Raw genomic sequence first — 11,285 nt, 5'->3', positions numbered from 1 at the left:
CGGCAGGCCCGGTGCCTGGTACATCACGACCTTCGGATCGAGGCAGGCGGCGAGGTCGTCGAAGCTCGCCTTACCCCTGCCTCCGGCGGAGATGTAGGCCGCTTCGGCTGCGTAAAACCTGTGCAGTAGCACCAAAACAGGGCGCAAGGTGGGCCTGGCGGTATGGTCCATGCTTCGATGGTAGGAGGGCGCCTCCGAAGGCACTGGCGAAAACCGGCCATGACGTTCCGCCGGTCCGGTCATGGCCCACGCGCCGAACGTGGCCCGTGAGCTCATTCCGAAGTTTCTCGGAAGGACGGCGGGGATCGCGGAAGGCGGGTCGCAGCGACTTCGTCACCGCAGCTGAACCTGATCGATGACGCGACCAGGAAACGAGCCGCCGCCGAGGTGCGCGACGCGCGGCACGTCAGCCTCGCCCGCCGCACCGAACCGGTGCCGCTCACCACCGGGCTCGGGCCCGTCGGCGGCCCGGCGCTGATGCCCGCGGGCGTTCTGCAGGTCGTGAACTTCACCGGAGCCAAGCCGATGGCGATGACGGACACGCTCCTGATCAACACGCACAACGCCGCCGTGACCCACCTCGACGCCGTCGCCCACATGCCGGTCGACGAGCACGTCTACCCCGGCGTGCCGGTCCACGCCGCCGTGACGCCGACCGGGGTGACACACGGTTCAGCCGATCCTTTCGCAGCCGGGATCGTCACCCGCGGCGTGCTCCTGGACCTGGCGCCGGGTGGCGGCAGCCTGCCGGCTGATCGCCGGATCGGAGCCGCCGACCTCGACGCCGCACTGGACCGCGCGGACACGGTCCTGGGCACCGGAGACGCGGTCGCCGTGCGCGGCGGCTGGGACATCCACCGCCCGCTCGACCAACAGGTGCCCGGCCTGGACCTCAGCGCGGTGCGGTGGCTCGCCGACCACGACGTCAGCGTGTACCTCGGCGACATCGGCGACGCGCGTCCGGCCCGGTTTCCCATGCCCCTGCACCAGGTCGCCCTCGCGCGCCTCGGCCTGCCGCTGGTCGACGTGGCCGACCTCGACGAGCTCGCCGAGGTCTGCAGATCGTCGAATCGCTCGAGTTTCCTGCTGGTCCTGGCGCCGCCACGCATCACCGGCACCACGGGGCTCGTCGTCAACCCCCTCGCCATCTTCTGACGCTCACGGCCGGAGTCTGGCGAAGGCTTCCACCGCGCAGTAATCGCTGACCGCGTCGGCCGAGACCACTTCGGCGGCCGGGCGGCCGCGCAGGATCTGCTTGATCGGCGTCTCGAGCTTCTTGCCGGTCAGGGTCCGGGGGATCGCCGGGACCGCTTCGATCCGGTCGGGGACGTGCCGGGGCGAGAGCTGCTCGCGCAGGGCTCGGCGGATCCGCTGCTGGAAACCGTCGTCCAGGATGGCCGGGGTGACCACGAACAACACGAGTTCCCCGGGGCCGCCGTCGGTGTCTTCCAGGTGCACCACCAGCGAGTCGTCGACGTCCGGGAGTTCCTCGACGACCGAGTAGAGCTCCGCGGTGCCGAGGCGGACGCCGCCGCGGTTCAACGTGGCGTCCGAGCGGCCGGAGATGACGAAGCCGCGTTCGGCGGTCATCGTCACCCAGTCGCCGTGGCGCCAGATGCCGGGGTAGGTGTCGAAGTAGGCCGCGCGGTAACGCTGGTGGCCGGGGTCGTTCCAGAACCCGGCCGGCATCGACGGCATCGGCCGGCGGACGACCAGTTCGCCCACTTCGCCGACGATCTCGCGTCCGGCCGCGTCGAACGCGGTGACGTCGGCGCCGAGGCACGGCGCGGTCAGCTCGCCCCGCCGCGGCGGCACCCAGGGGTTCCCCGCGACGAACGCCGAGCAGATGTCGGTGCCGCCCGACATCGAGTTCACGGGGACTCCGAGCCGGTCGGTGGCCCAGTCGAACCCTTCGGCGGGCAGCGGTGACCCGGTGACACCCAGCGTCCGCAACTCCGGCAGGGGCCCGGTTCGACGCCGGCCGCCCGGCACGCCATCAAGTAGGCCGGGCTGGTGCCGAAGAGCGACACCTGCGCTTCGGCCGCGAGCCGCCACTGCGCGCCGAGGTCCGGGTACTGCGGGTTCCCGTCGGACAGGACCACGGTGGCCCGCCGCAGCAGGCCGGAGACCAGGATGTTCCACATCATCCACGCGGTGGTGGTGTGCCACAGGAGCCGGTCGCCGGGCCGGGTGTCGAGGTGGAACGCGTGTGCCTTCAGGTGTTCGAGCAGGATGCCGCCGTGGCCGTGCACGATCGCCTTCGGCAGCCCGGTCGTCCCGGAGGAGAACAGGACGTACAGCGGGTGGGCGAACGGCACGCGGTCGAACTCCGGCGGCCCCGGCTCGGCGAGCAACTCGGGCCACGAGACGTCCGCGTCCACTGTGTACTGTCCATAGGGGACGCCGACGACGTGCCGGACGGAAGGCAGCCCGGCGCGGATCGCCGCCACTTCGGGGCTCTTGCCGATCTCCTTGGCGCCGTAGGTGTAGCCGCCGACGGCGAGCAGCACCGTCGGCTCGATCTGGGCGAACCGGTCGACGACGCTGCGGGCGCCGAATTCCGGCGCGCACGACGCCCACACCGCGCCCAGCGACGCGCAGGCGAGAAACGCCACCAGCGTCTCCGGTATGTTCGGCAGGTAGGCCGCGACGCGGTCGCCACGGCTGACGCCGAGCCGGCGTAGCCCGGCCCGGGCGCGGCCGACCTGGTCGGCCAGCTCGCCGAAGGTCAACGACTGCTTCGCCCGCGTCTGGGAGTGCGCGACGACGGCGAGGTCGTCATCGGCGCCGTCCAGCATGTGCTCGGCGTAGTTCAGTTCCGCGCCCGGGAACCATTCCACACCGGGCATTTCCGCCGAACCGAGGACGCGGTCGTAGGAGCCGCGGACCTCGAAGTGGTCCCAGACCTTCGCCCAGAACCCTTCCAGGTCGGTGACCGACCACCGCCACAGGTCCTCGTAGCCGTCGAACCCGCGGCCGAAGACGTCCAGCTCGCTCATGCGCCGTCGTGGGCGTCGGTCATCAGGTCCGCCAGGTCCTCCGGCGCGAGGAACGACGGCGGGGGCGGCGGGCCCCAGGCGTAGAGGCTCTTCTCGCCGGCGACGACGCGGGGCTCCCAGAGCTGGTCTTCGAGGATGCAGTCGATGTCGGAGTAGTACTCGGAGAAGTTGCCCGCCGGGTCGCGGAGGTACCAGAAGAAGTTCGAGCCGATGTAGTGCCGGCCCAGGCCCCACGTGTGGCGTTCCGGGTGGCCTTCGAGCATGGCGGTGGCGCCGCGGCCGACCTCGTCGATGTCGTCGACCTCCCACGACGTGTGGTGCAGGAAGCTGACCGGCGCCTGCTGGACCAGCACGTTGTGGTGGTCGGTCGAGCAGCGCATGAAAGAGGCGAAACCGGGGGCCTCGTCGCTGACCTTGAAGCCGAGGCCCTCGGTGAAGAACCGCTGGGTCGCGGCCTGGTCGGTCGAGCCGAACACGACGTGCCCGAGCTTGCGCGGCCGGACCGCCTGCTCCCGGTCGATGCCGGGCGCGCGGGTGTTGGCGCGCCGGACCGAGCCGGGTCCGTTGTAGGCCACCGGCTCCGGGGATTGCTGGCGAAGGCGCGGGGCGACCGATACGACGACGTCGAGCCCGCTGATCGGGTCCTTCGTGTACAGGGAATCGCCGTCGATGCGGCTCTCGACGTCGAGGCGCGCCAGGGACGCGGTGATCCGGCCGAGGTCGTCCGGGTCGTCGGCGCCGATGCCGAGGCTGAGCAGCCGGCGCTGCGGGGTCCGGCGCAGTTCGAGCTGCTCGCCGCCGTCGGCGGTGGCGAAGCCGGTGGCGGTCGGGGTGAGGCCGAATTCGGTGTAGTACTTGGCGGTCTCGTCGAGGTCGGGGACGCCGATGGCGATCTTGGTGAGGCGGTGCAGGCTCATGCCGGTTCCTCCGGAGTCTCAGACGAGCGGGGTGATCTGGTCTTCGCGCCCGAGCAGCGCCTTGCCGTAGACCTCGTAGTTGACCGCGGGCAGCACGATCGCGTGCCGGGCGGCCATGGCCGAGTCCCGCCAAATCCGCTGCAGCGGGTTGACCTCGGCGAAGCTGCCCGCGCCGTGCGCCGAGAGCAGAACGTCGATCGCGCGGGTGACGTTCTCGACGGCCCAGCCGGTGTCGGCGCGGGTCCGGGCCCGGGCTTCGACGGCGGGGTAGGTGCCCGCCGCGGCGGCCGCGTCGATGTCGTCGGCCGCGCGGTAGGCGTGCAGGTGGGCGCTGTCGATCCGCAGCGCGGCTTCGGCGAGCTGGAGCTGGAAGGCGACGGAGTCGGCCTGGGTGGCGTAGGTGGTGTAGGAGATGGCTTTGCGCGCGGCCTTGTCCTTGACCAGCTTCAGCGCCTTGCGGCCCAGCCCCAGCTGCGGTCCGGCCAGCACCAGCGTCAGCACGGGGACGAGCGCGGCCCGGAACAGGTCTTCTTCGGGCTCGCCGTTCGCGTAGTTCCCGCCGATGGCCGGGGGCACCGACATCACGCGGTGCTCGGGCACGAAGACGTCGTCGGCGATGAGGCAGTTGGAGCCGGACGAGCGCATCCCGGCGACGAACCACGTATCCTCGAAGCCCAGGTCGGTTCGGGGGAGCAAGGCCATGCCCTGGTCGACGACCTCGCCGCGCTCGTCGGTCAGCGGGATGCCCAGACCGGCCCAGTCGGCGTGCCAGGAGCCGGAGTTGTAGTACCAGCGCCCGGTGACGCGCCACCCACCGTCCACCTTGGTCGTCTCGGCGGTCGGCGTGAGAACGCCGGACACCTTGGCGTCGGGGTTCGTGCCCCAGACGTCGTCCTGGGCCTGCTCGCTGAACAGTCCGGCGAGCCACGCGCAGACGTTGCTCAGCGCCACGACCCAGGCGGTTCCGCCGTCGGCCTCGGCGACCGCGGCCGAGACGTCGAGCATCGCGCGTACGGGCAGTCCGTAGCCGCCGTAGCGGCGGGGCTGGGCGATCTTGAATGCGCCGACGTCGGTCAGCGCGGCGATGCTCTCTTCGACGACCCGTCGGTCGGCCTCGCCTTGAGCGGCGTTCTTCTCCAGCAGCGGCTGGATGTCGGCGATGCGGTTGAGGAGCTGGTCGAGGGTGGGCGCGGGGTGTTCGGTCGCGAGGGTCATGACGGCGTTGTCCTTTCCGGGCGGGTCAGCAGGTCAGCGGGCGCAGGCGGCGATCTGGTCGGTGATGTGCGGGCGTGGCCGCTCGGCGAAGCGGGAGTGGGTGCCGAAGGTGCGGTGGGCGTAGACCAGCGGCGGCAGGTCGGCGCGGCCGAGGTCGGTGACCAGGCCGAAGAGCAGGAGGTGGTCGCCGGCCTCGACGACGCGGTCGAGGTTGCAGGCGACCCAGCCGGCCGCGTCGCGGAGCCGGGGCAGCCCGTGGTCGGTGAACCACGCGGTCTCGGGCCCGAAGCGGTCGGCGCCGCGCGTGGCGAACCGGACGGCGAGGTCGTCCTGGCCCTGGCCGAGCAGGTTCACGCCGAATCGGCCGGTGTCGAGAAGCTGAACCAGCAGGGCCGAGCGGCGGTCGAAGGCGACGCTGACGAGCGGCGGGTCGAGCGACAGCGAGGTGAACGAGCTGACTGTCGCGCCGTGCGGGGCCCCGGAGGCGTCGCTGGTGGTGACGACCGTGACCGGAGCGCACACCGCGGCCATCACCGCGCGGAACCGGCTCCCGTCGACCGTGGTCATGACGGCTCCTCGGTGAAGCGGTGGCGCATGGTGCCGATGCCTTCGATGGTGGTGACCAGATCGTCTCCGGCGGCGAGGAACCGCTGGGGACTGCGGGCCATGCCGACACCGGACGGGGTGCCGGTGAAGATCACGTCGCCGGTAAGCAGCGGCAGGATCGCCGACAGCCGCGCGACGAGCTCGGGCACGGAGAAGATCAGGTCGCTGGTGCGGCCCTTCTGCACGGACTCGCCGTTGACCGCGCAGCCCAATTCGAGGTTGTCGCGGTCGGCGAACTCGTCCGAGGTGACCAGCCACGGCCCGGTGGGGCCGAAGCCGGGCGCGGACTTGCCGAGGCTGAACTGCGGGGCCGGGCCGGCCAGCTGGACCGCGCGGTCGGAGAGGTCTTGGCCGGCGGTCAGCCCGGCGACGTGGTCCCAGCCGTGCTCGGCGGGCACGTTCCTGGCCTCGCGGCCGATGACGGCGACCAGCTCCACCTCCCAGTCCACAGTGGACCCGGTGAGGGCGACCTCGCCGTAGGGACCGGTGAGGCAGCTGGGGAACTTGGTGAACACGGCGGGGGAGCCGGGCAGGCCGAGCCCGGCTTCGGCGGCGTGGTCGCGGTAGTTGAGCCCGACGCCGAAGACCTGCGCCGGGGTGGGGGAGGGCGCCCGCAGGCCGGCTTCGTCGAAGGCTTCGGCGCCGGTGACCGGCGCGTCGGCGGCCCAGGAGGCGAACTCGTCCCAGCGGGCGTAGACGGCGTGGGGGTCGGCGGAGAAGCGCTGCCCGCTGGCGCGCTCGACGTCGACGGCGCCGTCTTCGGTGAGGAGGACGAGCCGGCCGTCGAGGTTGGCGATCCGCATCGCGATGCCTTTCGGTCGAGGATCCCGGCGCTCGGCAGGGGCGCCGGGACAAGCCAGGGAGGCAGAGGTGCGTCGGGTCTGCTCATACTCTGCGTCACATATCCATCTGTCAAGGCAAGAATCGATTCTTGTGCAGACAGTGTGTTATCGTCTGGGTATGGCGAAGAGAGCGGGTGGCGAGAGCCTGGCCGTGTCGGTGTACACCGGCTTGCGGTCGGCGATCCTCAACGGAGAACTGGCCCCGGGAGTGCGGCTCAAGCCCGCGGAGCTGAGCGTCGAGTTCGGCGTCAGCCTCAGCGTGGTGCGCGAGGCGCTGGGACTGCTGGCGGCCAAGGACCTCGTCCAGGTCGACCGCAACCGCGGCTTCCGGGTCGTCCCGTTGTCCCTGCAGGCGCTGACCGACCTGACCGAGGCCCGGATCGTCAACGAAGGCTCGGCGCTGCGGCTGTCGGTGGAACGCGGCGGCGTCACGTGGGAGTCGGAGGTGCTGGCCGCGCACCACCGGCTGGCCGGGCAGCCGATGATCCTTCCCGGGCCGCCGGTGCGGCGCAACGAGGAGTGGGCCCGCGCGCACCTGGAGTTCCACCACACGCTGATCAAGGCCTGCGGCAACGTGGTGCTGCTGGACATCTGCGATCGGCTGTCCGACGCGGCGGAGGTCTACCGCGCCTGGTCCGGCCCCGGCGGCGAGGAGCGCCACCGCGATGTCGCGGGCGAACACCAGGGCCTGGTCGACGCGGCGCTCGCGCACGACGCCGAACTGGCCGTCGCCCGGTTCGAGGCCCACGTCAGCCGGACCCGCGAGATCGTGCTGGAGTCCAGCTTCGCCGCCGAGCCGGCTTCGTGAGCGCCGCCGACGTCGCCGAGCTGGTGCTGCGCGAACGGCAAGGCCGCGACCGGAGCTGGTGGGACCGGATGCAGGCGTGCTACGCGCCGGACGCGGTCGTGCGGCTGAGCTGGTTCCGCGGCAGCGCCGAAGAGTTCGTCGCCCGGTCCCGGGAGCAAGCCGGCCGCGGCGACGTCGCCCGGCACCGGCTCGGCCCCCCGATCGTGGACCTCGACGGCGACCGAGCCGTGGCCGAGGTGCCCGCGGCCATCGAAGTCCGGACCGCTCTCGAGGGCGTCGAGGTCGACCTGACCTCCTACGCCCGGCTGCTCTACCGCGCCGAAGTCCGCGGGGGACGGTGGCTGATCACGTCCCTCGACCCGGTCTACGAGCGGGACGTCCTCACGCCCGTGATACCCGGAATGGCGGTGCCGCTGCCCTCGATCGAGGGCCTTCGCCCGTCCTACCGGTTCCTCGCGTATGTGCTCGACCGCCGCGGGTACCCGATTCCCGGCGATCTCTACGGCGACGACCGGCCCGACGACGTCGCCGAGCTCTACGACTCCCTCTACTCCTGGCTTCCCGGGAAGGATTCATGACCAAGATCGCCCTGACCGGCGTCCGCGTCTTCGACGGCACCGGCCTCACCGAACCCACCACCGTCGTCATCAACGGCTCCCTGATCGGCAGTGACCCGGTCGGTGCCGAGGTTCTCGACTGCGCCGGGGCCACCCTGCTGCCCGGGCTCTTCGACGCCCACGTCCACCTGCTCACCCCGGACGACTTGACCGCGCTCGCCGCGCACGGTGTCACGACCGCGCTGGACATGGCGTGCTGGCCGCGCGAACGCGTCGACTCCTTCCGCGGACAGGTACCCGACATCCGCAGCGCCGGCCTGCCCGCCATCGGGCCCGGCGGCAACCACGCGAAAATGCCCGGCATGCCCGAAGAGGCGATCCTGACCTCCTCTGGGCAGGCCGCCGGGTTCGTCGCCCGCCGGGTGACCGAGGGCTCCGACTACATCAAGGTCGTCATCGAAGGCGACCTGCTGGAGCAGCCGACCATCGACGCGGTGATCGCCGAAGGAAAGGCACAAGGCAAGCTCACCGTCGCCCACGCTTCCTCCGTCGACGCCTATCAGCGCGCGGTGCGGGCCGGCGCGGACGTGGTCACCCACGTCCCGCGCGACGGCGTCCTCGACGCGGCGACCACCGCGCGGATGGTCGAGCAGGGGCAGGTCGCCGTGCCCACGCTGGCGATGATGGAAGCGCTGACGACCAAGGTGGGCGCGGACGGCTACGCCTTTAGCCGCGACTCCGTCGCGGCGCTGTACGCGGCCGGGGTGCCGGTCCTCGCCGGCACCGACGCCTTCTCCGCGCCAATGCTGCCGTTCCCCGTCGTGCAGGGCGCGAGCCTGCACCACGAACTCGAGTTGCTGGTCGACGCCGGCTTGTCCGCAGTGGACGCGGTGCGCGCGGCGACCGAACTGCCGGCCCGCCATTTCGGGCTCCCCGACCGCGGAGCCGTGTGGACAGGGTTGCGAGCGGACTTGGTTCTGGTCGAGGGGGACCCGACCCACGACATCACGGCGACCGCCAAGATCCACCGTGTCTGGGCAGCCGGCCGGGTGGTCGGGTGAGCGGGCTCGTCGACGTCCACGCCCACTTCCTCACCCCGGACTATGTCGGCGCGGCGATCGCCGCAGGGCACGGTTCACCCGACGGTATGCCGGGCTGGCCGACGTGGGACGCCGCAGCGCATCTGGAGCTGATGGACCGCTGGGGCATCGCGGTGTCCCTGCTGTCGATCTCCTCGCCTGGTGTGCACTTCGGCGACGACGTGGCCGCGCGGAAGCTGGCGCGGCACGTCAACGACACGGGCGCCGAAGTCTGCCGGGCGCACCCGGACCGGTTCGGGCATTTCGCGTCCCTGCCGCTGCCCGATGTGGACGGTGCCCTCGGCGAACTCGCCTACGCGGTGGACGAACTGGGCTGCGACGGCGTCACGATCGAAACCAACGCCGGTGGCCGCTACCTCGGCGACCCGGCGTTCGGTCCCTTGTGGACGGAGCTGGAACGTCGCCGGACGCCGGTGTTCGTGCACCCGACGTCGCCGCCGCACGCCGAGGCGATCTCGCTCGGACGGCCGCGGCCGATGCTGGAGTTCCTGTTCGACTCCGGCCGGGCGGTCAGCGACCTGGTCTTTGCGGGTGTCCTGCAGCAGCACCCCGGCATCCGGTGGATCTTCACCCACGGCGGTGGAGTGCTGCCGCTGCTGGCCGAGCGCATGGAACTGTTCCGCACCCTGTTCGCTGCTGACCCCGACGGCCCCACGGCACCCGCACAGATCGGCGAGCTGTGGTTCGACCTGGCCGGAACGCCGTTCCCCCACCAGGTCCCGGCGTTCGAGCGCGCCTTCGGCACTGGGAAGCTGCTGTACGGCAGCGACTACTGCTGGACCCCGCCGGCCGCGGTGGAGGCCCAGCTGGCGACCATCGACGCGGCCCCGCAGCCCGAGGGAACCACCTGGCGCGAGCTGACCACCCGCAACTGCGCGCGGCTGTTTCCGCACATCGGGTGTTGACAGCTTCGGTGCGCGCCCACCACTCGGCCTCCACTTTGGCGCGGGCACTTGGGCCCGGGAACTGGGCGTCCTCGACGCCTTGCTCACCCCGGGCGACCGAGTGAACCCGACAACGCTGAGCGATGTCGCCATCCGCTGCGCTACGGTGATGCTCTTCCCGCCGGTCCCCCCGCGGCCGGAGAACCTGCCGCCGAAGGCGCCCATGCCCACCGGCAAGTACTGGCCGGTCGTCCGCGCCGCGCTGCAGGAGGCGCCCTAGCTAGCTGGGGGAGCGTGCCGATTTCCGTCAAATCCATGCCCAACGAGGCAAGCCCGGCTCGAAGATCCACGCGTTGTCGACCGCACCGGTCTGCCGCTGTCGGTGGCCGTCTCGGCGGCCGACACCCACGACATCCACGCTCTCAAGCCCCTAGTCATGGCGATCCCGGCGTTCAAGTCCCGGCGAGGGCCCCGCCGGCGCAAGCCCGCGAAGCTGCACGCCGACAAGACCTACGACCATCCCGACCTGCGGCGGCTGGGTCCGCGACCGCGGCATCAAGGTCCGCATCGCCCGCAAAGGCATCGATTCAAGCCAGAAGCTCGGCAGCCACCGATGGGTGATCGAACGCACCATCGGCTGGCTGACCGGCTACCGCCGCCTCACCCTTCGCTACGAACGCAAAGCTGGACACTTCCTCGCCCTCCTTCTCCTCGGCGCGGCACTCGCCTGCCACAAGAAGCTCTGTGAACTCACCACATGAGACAAGCTCTTGGTGTTGAAAAACTCCGTCACGGCGCCGCTGCTGCGGGCATCATCGCCTCCAGCGCTGCGGCGTTCCCCACGTTGGCTACTCGCTGCTTCCGGTAGTGGCGCTCCGCGACTGCGGGGGTGTTGCCGAGCTGGTCGGCGATGGCTGTGATCGGCAGGTCGGCTTCGTCGAGCACGGTGCCGACCGTCTTCCTGAACACTGAGGTTCACCCCGAATGGTGGACAGGGGTTTACGAGGGTTCAGGCAGCCGTGCGGAGTGACTGCTCGAAGGTGTCGGGACTGAGCATCCCGATCGAGGAGTGCCGCCGCACACTGTTGTAGAACTTCACCCAATTGTCAATTGCGGCAACGAGTTCCCTCTTCGTGGCGTAGACGTGCCGGTAGTACTCCTCGTGCTTGAACGACGACCAGAACGACTCCGCCGGGCTGTTGTCCCAGCAGATCCCGGTCGCGCCCATCGACCGGCGCAGGCCGTGCCGGAAGCACGTCTGCGTCGTCAGGTGCGCCGTGAACTCGGCGAGTTCAATCGGTGGATGCAACACCGGGTTGTTGGAGTGAGCGTAACTGCTCGGCGAAGACTTCGGCCG

13 protein-coding genes and 1 pseudogene are annotated in these 11,285 nt (G+C 70.9%); 6 read left to right on the top strand and 8 right to left on the bottom strand.

What is annotated here, in order from left to right; all coding sequences use genetic code 11:
* The first annotated feature begins 387 nt into the window (after nt 1-387).
* On the top strand, nt 388-1,155 hold the full coding sequence (locus C2L58_RS01665) for a cyclase family protein (protein WP_199191052.1): 768 nt from the start codon (nt 388-390) through the stop codon (nt 1,153-1,155).
* Nucleotides 1,156-1,158: 3 nt separating this feature from the next.
* Here the strand turns inward: C2L58_RS01665 and C2L58_RS51225 are convergent, their stop codons facing one another.
* From C2L58_RS51225 to C2L58_RS01640, 6 genes are read right to left on the bottom strand one after another with little or no spacing between them, the layout of a single operon-like run.
* On the bottom strand, nt 1,159-1,866 hold the full coding sequence (locus C2L58_RS51225) for an AMP-binding enzyme (RefSeq protein ID WP_369903929.1): 708 nt from the start codon (nt 1,864-1,866) through the stop codon (nt 1,159-1,161).
* Between the two features lie 5 nt (nt 1,867-1,871).
* A complete protein-coding gene (locus C2L58_RS01660) occupies nt 1,872-2,999 on the bottom strand; it encodes an AMP-binding protein (RefSeq protein ID WP_255410482.1) in 1,128 nt (375 codons plus the stop codon).
* Nucleotides 2,996-3,916 (bottom strand): VOC family protein, encoded by a 921-nt coding sequence (locus tag C2L58_RS01655; protein WP_103335213.1) that lies wholly within the window; start codon nt 3,914-3,916, stop codon nt 2,996-2,998. Before C2L58_RS01655 ends, C2L58_RS01660 begins: the two co-directional genes overlap by 4 nt.
* A gap of 18 nt (nt 3,917-3,934) precedes the next feature.
* Nucleotides 3,935-5,131 carry an acyl-CoA dehydrogenase family protein gene (locus C2L58_RS01650; RefSeq protein WP_103335211.1) on the bottom strand — a complete coding sequence of 399 codons (1,197 nt, stop codon included), beginning with the start codon at nt 5,129-5,131 and terminating at the stop codon, nt 3,935-3,937.
* A 33-nt stretch (nt 5,132-5,164) separates the two neighbouring features.
* The gene (locus C2L58_RS01645; protein ID WP_103335209.1) at nt 5,165-5,698 is read right to left on the bottom strand and encodes a flavin reductase family protein; all 534 of its coding nucleotides are present in this window, start codon (nt 5,696-5,698) and stop codon (nt 5,165-5,167) included.
* Entirely contained in the window at nt 5,695-6,540 is an 846-nt protein-coding gene (locus C2L58_RS01640) for a fumarylacetoacetate hydrolase family protein (protein ID WP_103335208.1), read from the bottom strand. The genes C2L58_RS01645 and C2L58_RS01640 overlap by 4 nt, the downstream gene beginning before the upstream one ends.
* 157 nt (nt 6,541-6,697) lie before the next feature.
* Here C2L58_RS01640 and C2L58_RS01635 point away from each other — a divergent pair, with 157 nt between their 5' ends.
* The 5 genes and pseudogenes from C2L58_RS01635 to C2L58_RS01610 form a co-directional block, all read left to right on the top strand.
* On the top strand, nt 6,698-7,387 hold the full coding sequence (locus C2L58_RS01635) for a GntR family transcriptional regulator (RefSeq protein WP_158264069.1): 690 nt from the start codon (nt 6,698-6,700) through the stop codon (nt 7,385-7,387).
* The gene (locus tag C2L58_RS01630) at nt 7,384-7,965 is read left to right on the top strand and encodes a nuclear transport factor 2 family protein (protein ID WP_103335204.1); all 582 of its coding nucleotides are present in this window, start codon (nt 7,384-7,386) and stop codon (nt 7,963-7,965) included. The genes C2L58_RS01635 and C2L58_RS01630 overlap by 4 nt, the downstream gene beginning before the upstream one ends.
* Nucleotides 7,962-9,005: an amidohydrolase family protein gene (locus C2L58_RS01625; protein ID WP_103335203.1), complete on the top strand. Its 1,044-nt coding sequence runs from the start codon at nt 7,962-7,964 to the stop codon at nt 9,003-9,005. Before C2L58_RS01630 ends, C2L58_RS01625 begins: the two co-directional genes overlap by 4 nt.
* Complete coding sequence (locus C2L58_RS01620; protein WP_103335201.1) at nt 9,002-9,949, top strand: amidohydrolase family protein; 948 nt, start codon at nt 9,002-9,004, stop codon at nt 9,947-9,949. The genes C2L58_RS01625 and C2L58_RS01620 overlap by 4 nt, the downstream gene beginning before the upstream one ends.
* A 302-nt stretch (nt 9,950-10,251) precedes the next feature.
* Nucleotides 10,252-10,689: pseudogene (locus C2L58_RS01610) on the top strand (IS5 family transposase); the annotation flags it as partial.
* A 28-nt stretch (nt 10,690-10,717) separates the two neighbouring features.
* Here the strand turns inward: C2L58_RS01610 and C2L58_RS01605 are convergent.
* The gene (locus C2L58_RS01605; protein WP_103335199.1) at nt 10,718-10,897 is read right to left on the bottom strand and encodes a hypothetical protein; all 180 of its coding nucleotides are present in this window, start codon (nt 10,895-10,897) and stop codon (nt 10,718-10,720) included.
* 40 nt (nt 10,898-10,937) lie between these two features.
* A partial coding sequence (locus tag C2L58_RS01600) for an integrase core domain-containing protein (RefSeq protein WP_233225505.1) occupies nt 10,938-11,285 on the bottom strand: 348 nt, incomplete at its 5' end.

This window comes from Amycolatopsis sp. CA-126428 (genome assembly GCF_002904335.1).
In the GTDB taxonomy this organism is placed as follows: Bacteria; Actinomycetota; Actinomycetes; order Mycobacteriales; family Pseudonocardiaceae; genus Amycolatopsis.
The sequence above is the reverse complement of the archived record's forward strand: the minus strand, read 5'-3'. Positions and strand labels throughout refer to the sequence as shown.

What these genes read in the sequence shown, in the direction of transcription:
- C2L58_RS51225 (WP_369903929.1), bottom strand. Translation starts at nt 1,866, where the DNA reads ATGTCGGGCGGCACCGACATCTGCTCGGCGTTCGTCGCGGGGAACCCC.
- C2L58_RS01660 (WP_255410482.1), bottom strand. Translation starts at nt 2,999, where the DNA reads ATGAGCGAGCTGGACGTCTTCGGCCGCGGGTTCGACGGCTACGAGGAC.
- C2L58_RS01655 (WP_103335213.1), bottom strand. Translation starts at nt 3,916, where the DNA reads ATGAGCCTGCACCGCCTCACCAAGATCGCCATCGGCGTCCCCGACCTC.
- C2L58_RS01650 (WP_103335211.1), bottom strand. Translation starts at nt 5,131, where the DNA reads ATGACCCTCGCGACCGAACACCCCGCGCCCACCCTCGACCAGCTCCTC.
- C2L58_RS01645 (WP_103335209.1), bottom strand. Translation starts at nt 5,698, where the DNA reads ATGACCACGGTCGACGGGAGCCGGTTCCGCGCGGTGATGGCCGCGGTG.
- C2L58_RS01640 (WP_103335208.1), bottom strand. Translation starts at nt 6,540, where the DNA reads ATGCGGATCGCCAACCTCGACGGCCGGCTCGTCCTCCTCACCGAAGAC.
- C2L58_RS01635 (WP_158264069.1), top strand. Translation starts at nt 6,698, where the DNA reads ATGGCGAAGAGAGCGGGTGGCGAGAGCCTGGCCGTGTCGGTGTACACC.
- C2L58_RS01625 (WP_103335203.1), top strand. Translation starts at nt 7,962, where the DNA reads ATGACCAAGATCGCCCTGACCGGCGTCCGCGTCTTCGACGGCACCGGC.